The organism is Chryseobacterium sp. MEBOG06 (genome assembly GCF_021869765.1).
Classification (GTDB): domain Bacteria; phylum Bacteroidota; class Bacteroidia; order Flavobacteriales; family Weeksellaceae; genus Chryseobacterium.
Genome location: NZ_CP084580.1, coordinates 2,867,119 through 2,884,839, shown reverse-complemented (window position 1 = coordinate 2,884,839; position 17,721 = coordinate 2,867,119). Strand labels below are relative to the sequence as shown.

The 17,721-nt window shown below is 36.1% G+C and carries 15 protein-coding genes and 1 CRISPR repeat array (1 of these 16 only partly in view); of the genes, 10 read left to right on the top strand and 5 right to left on the bottom strand.

The features are described 5' to 3' along the window. A CRISPR array of direct repeats spans window positions 1–565; the repeat unit is 47 nt; unit sequence GCTGTGACTAATCACGAAGATAATAATTTTTGAAAGCAATTCACAAC (it extends 2,100 nt beyond the left edge of the window). Between the two features lie 194 nt (window positions 566–759). Then, a complete protein-coding gene (locus tag LF887_RS13260; protein WP_236854685.1) occupies window positions 760–3,165 on the bottom strand; it encodes a hypothetical protein in 2,406 nt (801 codons plus the stop codon). Between the two features lie 340 nt (window positions 3,166–3,505). On the opposite strand from LF887_RS13260, the gene LF887_RS13255 reads away from it, so the two are divergent. Beyond that, entirely contained in the window at window positions 3,506–3,817 is a 312-nt protein-coding gene (locus LF887_RS13255) for a hypothetical protein (protein WP_236854684.1), read from the top strand. A gap of 112 nt (window positions 3,818–3,929) precedes the next feature. Continuing rightward, window positions 3,930–4,607, top strand: coding sequence for a YceI family protein (locus LF887_RS13250; RefSeq protein WP_236854683.1), 678 nt, complete (start codon window positions 3,930–3,932; stop codon window positions 4,605–4,607). Window positions 4,608–4,848: 241 nt separating this feature from the next. Here LF887_RS13250 and LF887_RS13245 read toward each other — a convergent pair whose 3' ends face one another. Beyond that, on the bottom strand, window positions 4,849–5,205 hold the full coding sequence (locus LF887_RS13245; protein WP_236854682.1) for a hypothetical protein: 357 nt from the start codon (window positions 5,203–5,205) through the stop codon (window positions 4,849–4,851). Between the two features lie 141 nt (window positions 5,206–5,346). Here LF887_RS13245 and LF887_RS13240 point away from each other — a divergent pair, with 141 nt between their 5' ends. The 5 genes from LF887_RS13240 to ychF all read left to right on the top strand — a co-directional run bounded on the left by LF887_RS13240 (window position 5,347) and on the right by ychF (window position 11,931). Next, entirely contained in the window at window positions 5,347–5,601 is a 255-nt protein-coding gene (locus LF887_RS13240; RefSeq protein WP_236854681.1) for a DUF1294 domain-containing protein, read from the top strand. 411 nt (window positions 5,602–6,012) lie between these two features. After that, complete coding sequence (gene typA, locus LF887_RS13235; protein WP_236854680.1) at window positions 6,013–7,818, top strand: translational GTPase TypA; 1,806 nt, start codon at window positions 6,013–6,015, stop codon at window positions 7,816–7,818. A gap of 325 nt (window positions 7,819–8,143) precedes the next feature. Beyond that, entirely contained in the window at window positions 8,144–9,751 is a 1,608-nt protein-coding gene (locus LF887_RS13230; RefSeq protein WP_236854679.1) for a glycoside hydrolase family 10 protein, read from the top strand. Between the two features lie 337 nt (window positions 9,752–10,088). Beyond that, window positions 10,089–10,640 carry a ferritin gene (locus LF887_RS13225; RefSeq protein ID WP_236854678.1) on the top strand — a complete coding sequence of 184 codons (552 nt, stop codon included), beginning with the start codon at window positions 10,089–10,091 and terminating at the stop codon, window positions 10,638–10,640. Window positions 10,641–10,839: 199 nt separating this feature from the next. After that, window positions 10,840–11,931, top strand: coding sequence for a redox-regulated ATPase YchF (ychF, locus tag LF887_RS13220; RefSeq protein WP_236854677.1), 1,092 nt, complete (start codon window positions 10,840–10,842; stop codon window positions 11,929–11,931). Between the two features lie 348 nt (window positions 11,932–12,279). Here the strand turns inward: ychF and LF887_RS13215 are convergent, their stop codons facing one another. Next, on the bottom strand, window positions 12,280–12,441 hold the full coding sequence (locus LF887_RS13215) for a hypothetical protein (protein WP_236854676.1): 162 nt from the start codon (window positions 12,439–12,441) through the stop codon (window positions 12,280–12,282). A 35-nt stretch (window positions 12,442–12,476) separates the two neighbouring features. Beyond that, window positions 12,477–12,668 (bottom strand): hypothetical protein, encoded by a 192-nt coding sequence (locus LF887_RS13210; RefSeq protein ID WP_236854675.1) that lies wholly within the window; start codon window positions 12,666–12,668, stop codon window positions 12,477–12,479. Between the two features lie 200 nt (window positions 12,669–12,868). Here LF887_RS13210 and LF887_RS13205 point away from each other — a divergent pair, with 200 nt between their 5' ends. The 3 genes from LF887_RS13205 (at window position 12,869) to cls (ending at window position 16,313) form a co-directional block, all read left to right on the top strand. Further along, on the top strand, window positions 12,869–13,807 hold the full coding sequence (locus tag LF887_RS13205; RefSeq protein WP_236854674.1) for a helix-turn-helix domain-containing protein: 939 nt from the start codon (window positions 12,869–12,871) through the stop codon (window positions 13,805–13,807). Between the two features lie 89 nt (window positions 13,808–13,896). Next, complete coding sequence (locus LF887_RS13200; RefSeq protein ID WP_236854673.1) at window positions 13,897–14,661, top strand: SDR family NAD(P)-dependent oxidoreductase; 765 nt, start codon at window positions 13,897–13,899, stop codon at window positions 14,659–14,661. Between the two features lie 185 nt (window positions 14,662–14,846). Then, window positions 14,847–16,313 carry a cardiolipin synthase gene (gene cls, locus LF887_RS13195; RefSeq protein WP_236854672.1) on the top strand — a complete coding sequence of 489 codons (1,467 nt, stop codon included), beginning with the start codon at window positions 14,847–14,849 and terminating at the stop codon, window positions 16,311–16,313. A 3-nt stretch (window positions 16,314–16,316) separates the two neighbouring features. On the opposite strand, the gene LF887_RS13190 is transcribed toward cls, so the two are convergent. Beyond that, on the bottom strand, window positions 16,317–17,465 hold the full coding sequence (locus LF887_RS13190) for a methionine aminotransferase (RefSeq protein WP_236854671.1): 1,149 nt from the start codon (window positions 17,463–17,465) through the stop codon (window positions 16,317–16,319). Window positions 17,466–17,721: the final 256 nt, after the last annotated feature.

The window sequence follows — 17,721 nt, the reverse complement described above, 5'->3', positions numbered from 1 at the left end:
AATAATTTTTGAAAGCAATTCACAACTGGAGTTCTGTTATTTTACGTTTTAGCTCTGCTGTGACTAATCACGAAGATAATAATTTTTGAAAGCAATTCACAACAATGCTCTGTCCCTGTAATCGTAATCAACAGCTGTGACTAATCACGAAGATAATAATTTTTGAAAGCAATTCACAACTCTAGGGCGTCTAGCTTAGCATCATGCATAGCTGTGACTAATCACGAAGATAATAATTTTTTAAAGCAATTCACAACTGTAGAGACTACGCATATTAAATCTTTAGTGCTGTGACTAATCACGAAGATAATAATTTTTGAAAGCAATTCACAACCGACTTAGACGACATATTGTAAAATGGAAAGCTGTGACTAATCACGAAGATAATAATTTTTGAAAGCAATTCACAACGATGCTCTTATAATGTTTATATTCGTCGCAGCTGTGACTAATCACGAAGATAATAATTTTTGAAAGCAATTCACAACATTTGACAAATAATCCGCAAGTTTAGAGGGGCTGTGACTAATCACGAAGATAATAATTTTTGAAAGCAATTCACAACAAGTTATGATTTATGAAGATATTCTTCCTGGCTGTGACTAATCACGAAGATAATAATTTTCAAAGTCACCAGGCCATTTTTATCATACTTATTTTGATATTATGATTCACCATAAAATAGAATACAAAAACTACTGCATAAAAAAGCCTGAATGCAATTACGCAATCAGGCCGTATAGTTTTTATAGAAATGATTTAGGGTAGGATTTCATTGTAATAAAGAGGTACCTCATTACTTTTATCGTGTCCCAATATGATAATGCGGTATTTTTTTGCATCATCATTATTGTAAAACTCTACGGATGCAGGCTCCTGGGACTGCACTTCTAGATTAGGATTCCAGAATAGAACACTTCGGGTATCCTGTGGAATTTTTTTGAAACTGTCATTCTGGTAGATTGGACCTTCAAACGGAGTTTCTTTGTCGTAGCCGGATAATGTGATCTGTCTTAATTGCGATGGCAGGCTTCTGTCTATGATTTTTCCTTTAGAACCTCCTCCTCGGCGTGTATAAATAGCTATGGCGCCATTACCGCCTCCGAATCCTCCTGCAAAAATTCCTTTTATTACCTTTACCATAGCAATATCTGATGTGGACATATTAGCGATCTGGCTAGGCGGAATAGGCATTTCATCAAGATAAACTTCTGTTTTTGTCCCTTGCAGATAGGGAATATAGGTTCCATTTTGTAACTGAATGCTTAATCCCGCAACTCTTCCTTGTAACCATTGCAGAATATTGGTTGAAATAATAGCATTTGGGTCGTTCACAAAGTCAAAGACATCTTCGCGGGCACTTTTGAATAAAGCGCTGCTTAGCTCATTATTTAATTTTTTAGTCTTACTTTTTATTTCTCCCCTTATTTTTATTTCTTCAATATTAATTACTTTTTCACTGATGATTTTTTGTGCATTGATAGCTGTGAATGATCGTGTAATTTCTTCAGAAGGCTTATCCTCCAGAGATCTCGGGGCAAGTTTGTAGGAAGATAAGGGAAGACTTTTCATATACGGTATAAAACCGAAATTTGGCTGAAAGTAAACAGAATAATTACTATTGGGGTCTTTAGTATCAGCATTTAACTGATAAGAAAATTTCATGGAATCTTCAAAAATTAAATTATTCATCACAAAGAAACCATTGGCGTCAGATTTGATCTGAAAAATTTTAGACCCCGAATTTGAGTCAAAAATTAAATTAACATCCGTATTGGGAGCCGGTTTTCCCTGAACGCTGACTTTCCCTTTGTAAGAAAGATAATTTTCAAGCTGATATTTAATCTTTGGGTAATTTCCTGAAATAATAGATTTCCAGTCAAAACGTTTCCATCTCTCCGAAATTAAAAGAGCATCCAGAGCATCTGTATTACGGTTGCTGTTGAAATATTGAGCCGGATTGATGATGTTGGATGTAATGTCCCCAGTCAGCCATAAGGAGCTTAATAAGCTTTGACTGTCTTCTGTACTTTTTGTATTGGCATCCAGAACCAGAACAGTATACCCGGAATAATCCGGATTTTTGGAAATTACGAATGAATTTTTTGCACGGGACGTGTTGTCCAGTGAAAGAGATTGCAGGGTCGGCTTTTTGACCTGCAATAGCTGTGGCTGAACAAAGGATAACCTGTTGGCTACAATATTTTCATTGTCATCAAAAACAGTAAGCTGCAAAATGCCGTTTACAAGCTGATTGTTTGGAATAGAATACTGAATTTCGTCAGAAATTTTATTAACCTGGGCTTTATAAACAAGCTGATTGTTAATAGTCCCTAAAACTTTATAGTGTTGGGACTGCTGAGGTAAATTTTTTGACTTTAAAGTATACTTCACAGCGTCATTACCGGAGCTCACCTGTAGGCTGATTCCGGATGGAGAAACATCCGGTAAAGGGATATTCTGCTTCTCACCATGCTGATTCTGAATCACCAGTTGGTATTTCTTTCCGCTTTTGGGAGTCATAGTCAGTAAACCTACATTTTGATCCAATCCTTTGAATGCAGCAATCTTTTCTCCAGGATTTTCAGAGTCTGTTACATAACCTTCCCAATCAGCAGGTTCAGCACCGTTGGACTGAAGTCTTACGGCAAGCTTTGTAGAGATACCGTCTATAAAGTTTCCGCTTTCAGGATATACGGAGGCTGTCCAATGAGTAGTCGGAGTGGTGGTCAGCTTTTCAGGAGACGCAGGATTATACACCGTAATCGGCTTTATAAGCTGAAAATCTTCACTGAAATTAGCCATCCAGGAAGTATAGGCCCTGATGTAGTAAACATCCTCTTTTAATGCAGCGGGCAACAGGATACTGCCGCTTCCCTCACCATCTAGCAATGGAATAAGCTTCTTACTGATTGGTTTTTTGTTGCTGTCATAAAGCTCAACAAATAATGAGGTTGAAATAGATGAGGTATTGTAACCATCAAATACAAATGATTTAAACCATAAGTTTTCCCCTGCAACAAAACTGCTTTTATCTAACAAGAGATGTATTTTTTCCTGAGGATATTTTTGTTCGAATGTTTTTAAAGCTTCTTCAGCTTTCGTTTGCGCATGAAGACATTGCATTGCACCTATGGCAAACAGGTAAATTAGTTTTTTTGACATAAACAATTTAAATTTTTGTGTTTTTATAAAAGAGAAGCAAAAATACAAATTTTCTAGTATAGAAAATAGCGGCAAACCCCTTTGCATGAAGCTGGAAATAATACCCCCCCTTTAAAATAAAGAAAGAAAACAGTCTGGATCTTTTAAGTATTTTAGGATCAGTTTTTTTGAATATTACGTATAACTAAAATTTCGCAGCAAGTAATAGCTGATGCCTTATTAACCCAATTTTAAATGATTGCTCGTTACTGGTTAATTATCAGTTTCCGTGAATTTGTGTTTAAATATTTTATTTACTTGCATTGTATTAAAACTATAACAATATTGAAAAACGATAAACATGAGAAAAATACTGACACTGCTCATCGGCTGCTCTTTAGTGGTATCTTGCCTGTTGAGAGAATCTGAAGAGCCTAAAATATGCAAATGCAGGCTGCAGGAGTACGAAAAGATTGTTGTATTTAAAAATGAACATGATGGTTCTTACACCAATTACTCTGATACAGGATGGCTTGCCAAAGGAGATCCTCAGGAAGACAGTACAACCGACTGTTTTCGAAATGAAACAGAAAAGAATCATGATTTCTCCAGTAATTATGATTCTGAATACAGAAGAGAAGTTTATCGCAAATGGATATACAAATGCAGATAATATATAATATTTCATTTCTTGATGTATGTTAAGGTTCCGGAAATAAGGTTTTTATATTTTTGTACCCGAAAACAACAAAATTTCAATCAACTTTTTTAAACATTTTAATAATATGAAAAAAATTAGTGTAATTGCATTAGTAGGAGTAGGATTGCTTTTAGCATCATGTAATAAAGAAAAATCTGCAGATAATGCAGCTACAGCTCAGGAACAGACTGTGGCAGAAAGTAAAGGAGAGGTGTTAGCGGTAGATACTGTAGCATCTGTAGTAAACTGGAAAGCATTCCACAAAGGAGGAATGGCTCCTCGTTGGGGAACTCTTATGGTAAAGTCAGGAGACATCAGTGTTGACGGAGGTCAGGTTTCTGCAGGAAACTTTGTAATAGACATGAATTCTATCAAAGTAGACCCGGCTTCAGTAACAGAGAAAGATAAAAAACCGGCAGATCTTGAAGCTCACTTAAAAAATCCTGATTTCTTTGACGCAGCGAAAAACCCTACTTCAGATTTTAAAATCACAAGCGTTACCGATCTAAAAGATGCTCCGAAAGATGCTGTTGCAGGAGCTAATAAAACAGTAAGCGGAAACCTTACCTTATCAGGAAAAACAATGAACGTTACTTTCCCTGCTAAAGTAGAAGTAGCAGATAATTCAGCTGCTATTCAGGCTAAATTCACAGTAAACAGAGCAGATTGGGGACTTAAATTCGGTACTTCAGAAGCCGATCCTGCAGAATGGATGATCAGCAAAGATATCGAGATCGCAATCGATGTAAAAGCTAAAAAATAATTGTTAGATTTATAGATAATCTATTGGCTGCTTCCTTTGTGAAGCAGCTTTTTGTTTTTTGAAGTAAAGCTTTGTTGTGATGACAGTGCAGGCAATAAGAAAAATGAAGTACCCCCTTTTGCTTAATCAGCAGAGATTCAAAGGTGGCCTTCGTCATTCCGTAGGAATCCAAATATCATATATTTCCAAAACATTTTAGTTCACTTTGGAAAGGTTAATATCCCCCAACATAACCGTTACATCAATTCAAAAACTCCGTACTCTGCACTCTCACACAATATTCACTCCCCAAATACAAAGGATTGCCATGTTTCTCAGACCAAAAGCCATCCAGGACATCTTTACTTAAGCAGCGGTATACGGCAACACCTTTATAAATTTTCTGATCGTCTCCTTCATAATTGAAGTTAATGACTAAAATATTGTCTTTATAAAATCCCCTGCCGTTTTGAATGTGATCACCAATAACCCACTGGGCAATAATACGGTTGTTTTCATCAATGGACAAACTAAGTATACCTTGATAAGAAGCGTGGGAAGATTCTTCCTGATTGCTTCCTTCAATAGAATAAGTTCCTGCCAGATCCTGTATTTTCATTGATTTGTTTTTTATGAACTGCAAATTTAAAGAATCTCATTTCGACAGCACTATAAATATTTCCCGGCATCCGGGATTTGTACTTCCGGAGCTTTTCCATGTTTAAATTAAACTTTATTTTTGCCGCAAAATTAATTGATAATGATTCTTTTTTTACTGATTGCTAATCTGATTACATTTGGTGTCTTTGGGCTGGATAAGTGGCAGGCCAGGCGACATCAATGGAGGATCTCCGAGAATACCCTTCTGGGAATTTCTCTCCTGGGAGGAATCGTAGGAGCAGCCTCCGCAATGATACTCTTTAACCATAAAGTTTCAAAAAAGTCATTCCTTGTGAAATTTATTATTGTTGTTTTGATAGATCTTGTATTCCTTTATCGGTTTATAAGGCGTTAAGAAATAGTGTTTTAAATATTCATAAAAAAACTTTTTGCTCATGTTTTTTTTATATTTTTATCATTCAAAACTAAAAAACATGGAAAATTTCAAGAAGTGAAATGAAAACCGTTCAGGAGGGTCATATCAAAGGAATGGTTAGATGCAAAGATCCAGATACCTGTATTGTAAAATGGGGATGGGGAAAAGTGCTTCCACTAATTGTGAAAAATTTGACATTATCTGTGGAGAGCCGTCTGTTGTAGATCCATATGAAGTACAACTATGTATATAAGTAACTTAAAGAGTGTTTTTTGAACCCTCTTTTTTTATAGTATTGTAAACAAGTTATTTAAACAAAATATTAAATATTTCGATAAGTAAATATTTTTTCATTAAAATTCACTACTTTTGCACCCGTAAAAATCTTTTATGCAAAACATTAGAAATATTGCGATTATCGCACACGTTGACCACGGGAAGACGACTTTGGTTGACAAGATCATTCACGCTACCAATATTTTCAGAGAAAATCAGGAAAGTGGGGAGTTAATTATGGATAACAACGATCTTGAAAGAGAAAGAGGGATCACGATCTTATCCAAGAATATTTCTGTTACCTATAAAGACACAAAAATTAACGTAATTGATACTCCTGGTCACGCCGATTTTGGTGGTGAAGTAGAGAGAGTATTGAAAATGGCTGATGGGGTTATTTTGTTAGTGGATGCGTTCGAAGGACCAATGCCACAAACAAGATTCGTACTACAGAAAGCATTGGAATTAGGATTGAGACCATTAGTGGTTATCAATAAAGTAGATAAACCAAACTGTCGTCCTGACGAAGTTCATGATAAGGTATTTGATTTGTTCTTTAACCTTGAAGCTACAGAAGAGCAGTTGGATTTCCCTACATTCTATGGATCTTCAAAACAAGGTTGGTTCAACACTTCATTAGAACAGACTGAAGATATTATGCCATTATTAGATGGTATTTTACAATACGTTCCTGAGCCTAAAGTAACTGAAGGAAATCTTCAAATGCAGATTACTTCTCTGGACTTCTCTTCTTTCTTAGGAAGAATTGCAATCGGGAAAGTAACAAGAGGGGAACTTAAAGAATCTCAATGGATCGGTCTTGCTCAGGCAGATGGAAAAGTTGTAAAAGGAAAAGTAAAAGAACTTTATGTTTTTGAAGGATTAGGAAAGAAAAAAGTAACGGAAGTACAGGCAGGAGATATCTGTGCTGTAGTAGGTTTTGATGCTTTCCAGATTGGAGATTCTTTCGTAGATCTTGAAAATCCTGAGCCATTGGAAAGAACTGCAATTGATGAGCCTACGTTGAACATGACGTTCTCTATCAACAATTCACCTTTCTTTGGTAAAGATGGTAAATATGTTACTTCAAATCACCTGAAAGAAAGACTATACAAAGAATTAGAGAAAAACTTAGCATTAAGAGTTCAGCAGACTGATGATGCCAACACTTTCCTTGTTTTCGGTAGAGGTATTCTTCACTTGTCTGTTTTAATTGAAACAATGAGAAGAGAAGGATATGAAATGACGATCGGGCAGCCACAGGTAATCTTAAGAGAAATCGATGGTGAGAAATGTGAGCCTTATGAATCTTTAGTTGTTGACGTTCCTGAAGAATATGCTTCAAGAGTTATCGACCTGGCAACTCAGAGAAAAGGTGATCTTCACATTATGGAAACTAAAGGTGAAATGCAGCACATGGAATTCGAAATTCCTTCAAGAGGTTTGATCGGATTACGTTCTCAGATGTTAACAGCTACAGCAGGTGAGGCTATCATGGCACACCGTTTCACAGAATACAAGCCTTTCAAAGGTGCTATTCCTGGAAGAAACAACGGTGTATTGATCAGCAAAACTCAAGGTCCTGCTACAGAATATTCTATCGCTAAATTACAGGATAGAGGTAAATTCTTCGTAGACCCGGGTGAAGAGATCTATGCAGGTATGGTTATCGGTGAGCAAAATAAGCCAGGTGACTTGGTGGTAAACATCGTTGAAGCAAAACAGTTGAATAACATGAGAGCTTCTGGAAAAGATAAAGATACAGGTGTTGCACCAAAAATCTTATTCTCTCTTGAAGAATGTATGGAATATATCCAGGCTGATGAAGCAATCGAGGTAACTCCAAACTTCATCCGTATGAGAAAGAAATTACTTTCTGAAGAAGAAAGAAAAAGAGTAGAAAGAGGAGCGAAAGCTTAATCTGAAATTCTTAGATATCAATAAAGCCCCGAGTTTTCGGGGCTTTTATTTTTTGATGATACTTAATAACAGTGCATCTAGCCTGCTTTCAATATTTAGGTTCGTAAAATAGTTTTAGCCGCAATTTATAGTGCAGGTTAATATAGATTAATTTAGAATATAATCCTTTTATTCTTGGATACCCCGAAATAGTGAAATTATAAAAACAATTTATGTGCTTTGAATTAAAAATATTTATTACATAAATTGATTTAAGTAAAATAATTCATTTTATTATCGTAATTTTTAAAATCAAAAAAAATAATTTAATGTAGTTTTGCAGACTATGAAAATGAATACACTAAAGTTAATCGTTTTATCAGGGGTTTTAGCGTCTTTTACAGCTTGTTCTACTCAGAATAATGCAGTAAAAGCTAATACTCCTTCAAAAAGTACGACAAAGTCCAATAACAATATATCAGCCCCCAAACCACCTGTTGCAACCACAAAACCTGTTATGCCACCCGCAGAAGATACTTTCAGGACTAATCTTCCGGAAATAAAAAGAGAATTCCGTGGAGCATGGATCGCAAGCGTGGCTAATATCAACTGGCCGTCAAGAAATGATCTTACCGTAGAACAACAGAAAGCGGAAGCAGTCAATATGCTTGATATATTGAAAAATAATAATTTCAATGCAGCGATCTTCCAGATCAGACCCTCGGCAGATGCTTTGTATACGAGTAATATTGAGCCGTGGTCTTATTTCCTGACCGGTGAAACTGGAGCAGCACCTTCTCCAAACTATGATCCCCTTCAGTTTTGGATAGAAGAAGCTCACAAAAGAGGATTGGAGCTTCATGTCTGGCTGAATCCTTACCGTGCCCATCATACCAATGGAGGCTCCGTAAATAAGCTCTCTATGGCTAATAAGCTTTCCGATATTGTCGTAAGACTTAAGAACGGAATGTACTGGTTTGATCCTGCTAACCCGAAAACACAAGGTCATGTCTCCAACGTGGTAAAAGACATTGTGAAAAGATATGATATTGATGCTGTTCATTTTGATGATTATTTCTATCCCTATGCCGCATACAATAAAGGAGCAGATTTTCCGGACAATGCAACCTGGAATGCCTACGTAGGTAGTGGGGGAACATTATCCAGGGCAGACTGGAGAAGAGATAACGTTAATAAATTTGTAGAAAGGATCTATAAAGAAATTCATGCAGAAAAAAATAATGTGAAATTTGGGATCAGCCCTTTCGGAATCTGGAAACCGGGGTATCCGGCAGGAGTTGTAGGCTCTTCACAATATGACGAGTTGTATGCAGACGCCAAATTATGGCTGAATAAAGGATGGGTAGATTACTTTTCTCCCCAGCTCTATTGGCCGATTGATTCTAAGGGACAAAATTTTGAAGCTTTACTAAGCTGGTGGCAGTCTGAAAATACGATGAACCGCCATTTATGGCCCGGATTAAATACGGTTGAAATCAAAGTGTCAGACCGCCCTTCAGAAATTAAAAATCAAATTGAGGTTTCAAGAAAGATACTTAAAAATGATGCCGGCGAAATCCACTGGAGTATTGCCGGACTTACAAAGAACCCAAATATGCTTCCTGCTCTGAAAAACGGTCCCTATAATGAGAAAGCCTTGATTCCGAAGTCTCCATGGATAAAAACGGTTCCATTGCAGACTCCTACACTGTTTATTACAGACAATGGAAGCTTTGCACAGACAAACTGGAGTATAAAAAATGCAGCAGATGTTTTCCAGTGGGTACTTTTCACACAGTATAATGGTGTATGGCAGACAGAGATCCTGACACTTGATAACCTTTCAAAAGATATTCCCAAATTTAAAGACGGCAAAAAGCTGAATGCGGTGGCTATTAAAGCGATTGACAGATTAGGAAACGAAAGCGATTATACAGCCAGAAAGATCAAATAAGGTATTTGTCATTCTGAAAATAATTTCATCTCAACAATATACCCGGTTCCTGGAGAGCCGGGATTTTCTTTTAATAAAATCTTTATATTAATATTACTATTATAAAACATTTGGTTACCCTTAAAAATATGTAGTTTATAATGAAATGAAACACTCTCGTTGCTCTGAAGTCAAGTTCTGATCGCTAATTTATATTTTAGAATAACTATAAATTATAAACTTAAAATATTGTTTTTCAGTAATGTATAATGTATTTGTGAATGTTTTTGTCAAAAAATAAAATGGTATCGGAATCATTTTTGCATGATCAATGCTATAATCACCAAAATTTAACATTATGAATACCAAAAGACTTTCCACAAGCATAGAAAAAGCGCTTAGCGATCAGATGAACAAGGAAATTCATGCATCACATATTTTTTTATCCTATGGAATTTGGGCCGATGACAAAGGCTATCAGGGAATTGCCAACTTTCTTTACCGCCATGCTCAGGAAGAAAGAAATCACTCCATCAAGTTCATGGAATATATTTTGAACAGAGGTGGAAAGCCAAAAGTTAATGCAATACCTGCCCCTCCTGCAGATCCGAAAACACTTACTGCCTGTTTTGACGGTGTTTTTAAACATGAAGTAGACAATACTACAGCCATCTACAAAATTGTGGACCTTTCTATGGAAGAAAAGGACTGGGCAACCTGGAACTTTATGCAATGGTTTGTACAGGAACAAATTGAAGAAGAAACTTTAGCGCAGAGTTTGATTGACAAATTAAAAATTGCAGGAGGAGATAGAGCAACTGATGAATCATTATTTACTTTAGATAAAACATTACAGTCAACTCCAAATGACGTTCCGCTGGCTCAGCAAGCTACCGGAAGCAACCCATAAATAAGCCAGTAGAACACGAACTGTTTGAAAATCTGTCATAATAATGGCAGATTTTTTTTATTATGAAACTACCCTAAAAAACACTATCTTTGCACGCTGAAAGTTAAAGGTTCAACCAGAAAGCGTTAAAAGAAATAAAAACTTTAACCCCTAGACATTGAACTTTAAACCCTAAACCTTAAACTTTGAATTTTACAATATGAAATGTGGAATCGTAGGCCTGCCGAATGTAGGTAAATCAACACTTTTTAACTGTCTGAGCAACGCAAAAGCTCAGTCAGCAAACTATCCTTTCTGTACTATTGAACCCAACTTAGGGACGGTTTCAGTACCGGATGAAAGACTGTTTGAACTGGAGAAAATAGTAAAACCTGAAAGAGTTTTGCCTGCTGTAGTTGAAATCGTTGATATTGCAGGTCTTGTAAAAGGAGCCAGCAAAGGAGAAGGATTGGGGAACCAGTTCTTGGCAAACATCCGTGAGTGTGAGGCAATTGTACACGTTTTAAGATGTTTTGATAATGGAAATATTATTCACGTTGAAGGTTCAGTAGATCCTTTAAGAGATAAAGAAATCATTGATATTGAATTGCAGCTGAAAGACCTTGAAACAGTAGGGAAAGCAGTAGAAAAAGCTAAGAAGTTTATCAAATCTGGGAAGAAAGAAGATATTCTTACTTTCGAAACACTTCAGAATTTACAGAAATTCCTTGAAGACGGTAAAAATGCAAGAGAATTTGCTACTGATGATTTTACAAAATCAATCATTGGAGAAGTTCAGCTTTTAACCAATAAACCGGTACTTTACGTTTGTAATGTAGATGAGAATTCTATTAAAAACGGGAACGACTGGATTGGGAAGATTGAAGAAATGGCTCAAAATGAAGGTGCTGAAGTTGTAGTATTAGCTGCTCAGATTGAAGCAGATATCAACGAATTGGAAACCTTTGAAGAAAGAGAAATATTCCTTGAAGAGTTAGGTCTTAAGGAGCCAGGAGTAAACCGTCTGATCAGAAAAGCTTATGATCTTTTAAAACTTCAGACTTATTTTACCGCTGGAGTAAAAGAAGTAAGAGCATGGACTATTGGACAGGGATGGACAGCTCCACAGGCTGCCGGAGTGATTCACACAGACTTTGAAAAAGGTTTCATCCGTGCAGAAGTAATTAAATACGAAGATTATCTTCATTACGGTTCTGAGGTAAAAATAAAAGAAGCCGGAAAACTTTCTGTTGAAGGTAAAGAATATATCGTTCAGGATGGTGACATCATGCACTTTAGATTCAATGTATAAAAGAGAAAAATATTAAAGTTAGTTTGTAATAAAAAAGCGCTTCCATGAATTTGGGGGCGCTTTTTGCATTCAGGAGCTGGTAGTACTTTTTATAGTTAAGGTTACGCGGGATCATGCAATATATTACATTGCGGTTCCGCACAGTCTTCGCTAATTCTAAGACAACCCCCTGCGTAAAAACATTTTTTTAATCCACCAGCTATTGTTCTCAGCTCTTTTTTACTTAGTTTTTTCCCTTTGTAGAAATGATGATTTTTCATAGTTTAAAATTTAAATGAATTAGTTTTTAATGAACATAACAAATGCTTCCGGATGAGCGGAAGCATTTGTATTTTTGTATATTAGCTGCTATTGCAGCTCAATAGTAGGCTGGCACTGCGGTTCTGCGCAGGCCAAAGAAAATCTCTTACAGGTCAGATTACTTAGCAGGCACATTTCTTTTCCGCCGGTGATAATTCTTAATTGTTTTTTATTCAGTTTTTTTCCGTGGTTTAGGTTTTGATTTTTCATGCTATTTGATTTTTGGTTAAATAAGATTTTTCAGATTATGGTCTGCATATTTTTTGAGCACAGCCACTGGATATTGTGGTGCAGTTTCTTACATCATCAGGTGGATAAACCTCGCATGGAGGATCTGTGCATATCGTAGGCTGCATGCAGTCCATCATCCCTCCCTGAATAAATTTTAATTCCTTCTTGTTTAATTTTTTTCCCTTTGTTAAATTTTGATTTTTCATATAGTTTGATTTTTAGTAAGTTAGTATTGCGAATGTAAGAAAAATAAATGAAGTATATCACTGTATTTAGAAAAATAAGAATTGGTTTGTACGGAATTGTAAATGATTGACTGAAATAGGTGCGTTTAAAGCAATTTGGTAAAATTAAGAACAAACCTATTCTGTAACTTTGTATATTTGAATTTTACAAACCCAATGTTATGGAAAAAATAGCCCATACTTCACTGGAAGATTTCTATAGAGAAATGGCTTCAAAATTAGGCCAGGATCTGGAAAGTATTTTTCCCAAGGGTCTTCATAAAGATATTGGTCATTTCAATGTATTTGATATTGCCCAGACCATAGAAAAAGCAAAATCTACTTCTGAAATGCCCTATAATAGAAGGAGATATTATAAAATAAGTTTTATCAAAGGGAAGAACAGAGCAGAATATGCAGACAAGGTAATTTCTATACGACAGAATGCCCTGTTATTTGCCACTCCTAAAGTTCCTTACCACTGGATCCCTGAAGATCCTGAGCAGTCTGGAAGTTTCTGTGTATTTACGGAAGATTTCTTTATCAAAGATAAATCCTATTATAATCTTGAAGATCTGCCTATATTCCAGCCTGGTGGAGTTCCTGTATTCGAAATTGACGATGAGCTGGCAGAAGAAATAGAATATCTCTTTAAGAAAATAAAAAAAGAAATCAGTTCGGATTATATCTTTAAATATGACCTGATCAGAAATTATGTGCTGGAATTGATTCACTACGGACAAAAACTACAGCCGGCGACCAAAATATCTGCATTAAATGACGCTTCAATGAGAGTTGTTTCTCTGTTTATAGAGTTACTGGAAAGACAGTTCCCTATTGAATCTTCAGAACAGAGACTGCAGTTGAAAACAGCAAAGGATTATGCAGACAGACTGGCCGTACATGTTAATTATTTAAATAAAAAACTAAAAGATAATACAGGGAAAACCACTACAGAGCTAATCTCTGACCGGATCATTCAGGAGGCAAAAATTCTTTTAAGACAAACGAAATGGAATGTTTCTGAAATATCTTATGCCTTAGGCTTTGAAGAAATAGCCCATTTTTCAAACTTCTTTAAAAGGAAAACCTCTTTTACTCCTTTAGAATTTCGGTCATGATTTGAATTTTGCAAATTTCAGATTGATTCAAGCAAATATTGTATTCTCAAAAACCCTCAACTTTGTACCATCAAAATAATCAAAATAAAATGAACACAAAAACAAAAATCGCATTGGTAACCGGAGGAAGCCGTGGATTGGGGAAAAATTCTGCCCTTAAAATCGCTCAAAAAGGATTAGATGTCATCATCACTTACAGAAGCAATAAAGATGAAGCAGAAGCGGTAGTCAATGAAATAAGGGCTATAGGAAGAAATGCTGCAGCCTTTCAGTTGGATACAAAAGACATTAAGAACTTTGATCCCTTTGTAAAAGAAGTGACAGATCATTTACAGCAGAATACGGGAAGTACTCATATTGATTATCTTATTAATAATGCGGGAACAGCCTTATATTCGCCTATTACAGAAGTTACAGAAGAACAGCTGGATGATGTTGTAGACATTCATTTTAAAGGAGTGTTTTTCTTAACCCAGAAATTTCTTCCCTTCATCAATGACGGAGGCGGAATTGTTAATATTTCCTCAGGATTAGCCAGATTTGCAACACCTGGATCATCTATTTACGGATCTGTCAAGGCCGGTGTAGAAATGCTTACAAAATATATGGCTAAAGAGCTTGGGGCAAGAAGAATTAAGGCCAATGTGGTGGCTCCGGGGGCTATAGAAACTGATTTTGGAGGAGGAAGAGTAAGAGATAATGAAGAAATTAATGCAATGGTTGCGGGGGCTACCGCTTTAGGAAGGGTGGGACTTCCTGATGACATTGGTGGAGTAGTAGCCTTTTTGTGTACTGAAGATGCACGATGGATCAACGGCCAGAGAATTGAAGTTTCAGGAGGAATGTTCTTATAAAGTTCTTTTTCCTATCTGATACAATCTTTTTACAGATAAAACTATGAAAATAATAAGAACCGGTCTGAAGAGGCAGGTTCTTATTATTTTTAATGACATTCCGGCTCTATACATCAGGGATTATAATATTGGGAATAATTATTTTGCTTTTTTCACTAACTTTATTATCTGCAAAGTTAATAGCTATGATTAAAGATTTTTTCGACCAGTTTCCTTATATCCTTCTGGGCCTTGAAGGTCTCTATCTTGTGGGGATTATTTTTCTGGCCGCAAAAATTATTATGGATACCAGAAACACCAGCAAGACACTGGCTTATCTGATGCTGATTATCTTTCTTCCTGTTTTCGGAATTATCATCTACTTCGTTTTTGGAGTCAATTACAGAAAAAATAAATTCTATACATTTAAAATAGAACGTAATGAGCAGGTTTATAATGAAATCAGTACTTACATCCGTGAAACCCACTATAAAACACTGGAAAATCATAAAGGTGAAATAGACAATTTTCTTACGACGGTCAATTTTCTTTACAAAGCCGGGCATTCTCCATTATCAGAGGGTAACCATGCGGAGATCCTGATCAATGGAGAAGGTAAATTCGAAAAAGTTTTTGAGGTAATCAACAGGGCTGTTCATCATATTCATCTGGAGTATTATATTTATGATAATGACGATATAGGAAACAGACTTGCTGATGTTTTGATAAAAAAGGCATCAGAAGGGGTTAAAGTCCGTTTTTTATATGATGACATGGGAAGCGGTAAAATAGGGCGTACACTTTTGAAAAGACTGAAATCCGGAGGAGTGGAAATATCTCCCGTTAACAAAATTACCTTCAGGCTGCTTGCCAACAGGGTTAATTACCGGGATCACAGAAAGATTATTATTGTGGACGGTGAAGAAGTATTTACAGGAGGTATCAACGTTTCCGATAAATACATTAATCCCAATTCAAAGCAATATTGGAGGGATGTTCATCTCTATATTAAAGGCGAAGCTGCTTTTTATTTTCAGTTTTTATTTTTCAGTAACTGGATCTTTGCTACAGAAAAAATTCCCGAAATCTCCCAATTATATTTTGCCCATAAAAATAAAGAAGGGGGAACTTCACTTATTCAGACAGCAGCCAGCGGACCGGATACCAAACCTTCCATTATGCTCAGTACTGCTTCAGCGGTACTTGCTGCCAAAAAAAGAATATACATTGTTACCCCATATTTTATCCCGGTTGAAACGGTTCTGAATGCTATAAAACAGGCCGCTATTTCCGGAGTGGACGTAAGGCTGATGGTTCCTAAGTTCGGTGATTCCATCATCGTCAATGCTGCGGCTTACTCTTATTATGACGAGCTTTTAGAAAGCAAAGTAAGGGTTTTCTTTTATAAAAAAGGTTTCCTTCACGCCAAAACCATGATTATAGATGATAACTTTTCATCTGTAGGAACAGCCAATATGGATGTCAGAAGTCAGGAACTGAACTTCGAAGTCAATGCGCTGGTTTTCGACCGGGCAATCAACAAAACTCTTGAAGAATTGTTTCATCAGGATATGAAAGACTGTGAAGAAATTCATCTTAGTACATGGAGAAAAAGATCAAAGGCCAAAGTTTTCTTCGAACATCTGGCCAGGCTGCTTTCTCCGCTGATATAGAAATTAAAGTTTAGACAGATTTTCAAGTGCTTTTTCCAGAGTTTCCTGTTTTTTTGCGAAACATAGTCTGATTACATGATCGTTTCTTTTCTGTTTATAAAAAGATGAAAACGGAACACTTGCCACTTTATGATTGATGGTCAGCTCTGAAGCGAAGTCAAAATCATTTTTATCAGAAATTCTGTCGTATTTAACAGCTTGAAAATAAGTCCCTTCACAATCCAAAAGCTCAAAAGAAGTTCCGGAGAGGCCGTTTCTCAGGAAATCTCTTTTTTCCTGGAAAAACTGATTCAGATGAATGTAATGCTCATCATTTTTCATATACTCAGCCAAAGCAAGCTGAACAGGGGTGTTCACACAGAAAACATTAAACTGATGGACCTTTCTGAATTCATCTGTTAAATTCTTCGGAGCAGCGCAATAACCCACTTTCCAGCCTGTAACATGGAATAGCTTTCCGAAAGAGGCAACTAAAAGACTTCTTTCTTTAAGCTCAGGATATTTGCAGATGCTTAAATGCTGTTTCCCGTCAAAAACAATATTTTCATAAACTTCATCACTTAAAATTAAAATGGAAGTACCTTTTACCAACTGAATAAGTTCCTGAATATCATTTTCATTTAAAATTCTTCCTGACGGATTGTTCGGGTTGTTGAGGATGATCATTTTTGTTTTTTCACTGATCAGATTTTTTACCGCATTCCAATCAATATTATAATCAGGAGCTTTCATTTCAAAACGTTTTACAAGACCACCAAAAAGTTCTACTGTAGGTTCATAGCAGTCATAGGCCGGTTCAAAAATGACCACTTCGTCATCTTTTTTGATAAACGTGGCAATAGCTGTAAAAATAGCCTGAGTTCCCCCGGCAGTAACTGTTATTTCAGAATCAGGATGATAAACTGCCTGATGACTGTTTTCGATCTTTCTGGCAATCTCTTCCTTTAGTCCTATCATTCCACCTAGCGGAGCATATTGATTAAACCCTTTTTTTATAAAATCATCTACATAATTCAGCAATTCCGGATCCGGCATATAATCCGGGAATCCCTGCGAAAGGTTAATAGCCTCATTTTCGTTGGCAAGCTGTGTCATTTGGCTGAAAATAGTAGTTCCTACATCAGAAAGTTTGGAAAGAGGAAGTTGTATCATTAAAGCATATTTTTACTTACCTCGAATTTAATTCATTTTTTGCAATCATAAATCAAAAATTATTTAAAACAGGGGAATTCCATAAAAGCAGCTTGTTTTATCTGTGCTCAAAAGAGGAATTGGAACCGGATTTGTGTGAATGTCCGCGAGGGAAATAAGGAAGGTTTTTATTGGGAGTAAATTAAATGGCAGTAATCCTTTAAAAATAAAAAGATTTTATGAAGTTGTTGAGATAACCTTTGTGAATTCGTCAAAA

What these genes read in the sequence shown, in the direction of transcription:
- LF887_RS13260 (WP_236854685.1), bottom strand. Translation starts at nt 3,165, where the DNA reads ATGTCAAAAAAACTAATTTACCTGTTTGCCATAGGTGCAATGCAATGT.
- LF887_RS13255 (WP_236854684.1), top strand. Translation starts at nt 3,506, where the DNA reads ATGAGAAAAATACTGACACTGCTCATCGGCTGCTCTTTAGTGGTATCT.
- LF887_RS13250 (WP_236854683.1), top strand. Translation starts at nt 3,930, where the DNA reads ATGAAAAAAATTAGTGTAATTGCATTAGTAGGAGTAGGATTGCTTTTA.
- LF887_RS13245 (WP_236854682.1), bottom strand. Translation starts at nt 5,205, where the DNA reads ATGAAAATACAGGATCTGGCAGGAACTTATTCTATTGAAGGAAGCAAT.
- LF887_RS13240 (WP_236854681.1), top strand. Translation starts at nt 5,347, where the DNA reads ATGATTCTTTTTTTACTGATTGCTAATCTGATTACATTTGGTGTCTTT.
- typA (WP_236854680.1), top strand. Translation starts at nt 6,013, where the DNA reads ATGCAAAACATTAGAAATATTGCGATTATCGCACACGTTGACCACGGG.
- LF887_RS13230 (WP_236854679.1), top strand. Translation starts at nt 8,144, where the DNA reads ATGAAAATGAATACACTAAAGTTAATCGTTTTATCAGGGGTTTTAGCG.
- LF887_RS13225 (WP_236854678.1), top strand. Translation starts at nt 10,089, where the DNA reads ATGAATACCAAAAGACTTTCCACAAGCATAGAAAAAGCGCTTAGCGAT.
- ychF (WP_236854677.1), top strand. Translation starts at nt 10,840, where the DNA reads ATGAAATGTGGAATCGTAGGCCTGCCGAATGTAGGTAAATCAACACTT.
- LF887_RS13215 (WP_236854676.1), bottom strand. Translation starts at nt 12,441, where the DNA reads ATGAAAAATCAAAACCTAAACCACGGAAAAAAACTGAATAAAAAACAA.
- LF887_RS13210 (WP_236854675.1), bottom strand. Translation starts at nt 12,668, where the DNA reads ATGAAAAATCAAAATTTAACAAAGGGAAAAAAATTAAACAAGAAGGAA.
- LF887_RS13205 (WP_236854674.1), top strand. Translation starts at nt 12,869, where the DNA reads ATGGAAAAAATAGCCCATACTTCACTGGAAGATTTCTATAGAGAAATG.
- LF887_RS13200 (WP_236854673.1), top strand. Translation starts at nt 13,897, where the DNA reads ATGAACACAAAAACAAAAATCGCATTGGTAACCGGAGGAAGCCGTGGA.
- cls (WP_236854672.1), top strand. Translation starts at nt 14,847, where the DNA reads ATGATTAAAGATTTTTTCGACCAGTTTCCTTATATCCTTCTGGGCCTT.
- LF887_RS13190 (WP_236854671.1), bottom strand. Translation starts at nt 17,465, where the DNA reads ATGATACAACTTCCTCTTTCCAAACTTTCTGATGTAGGAACTACTATT.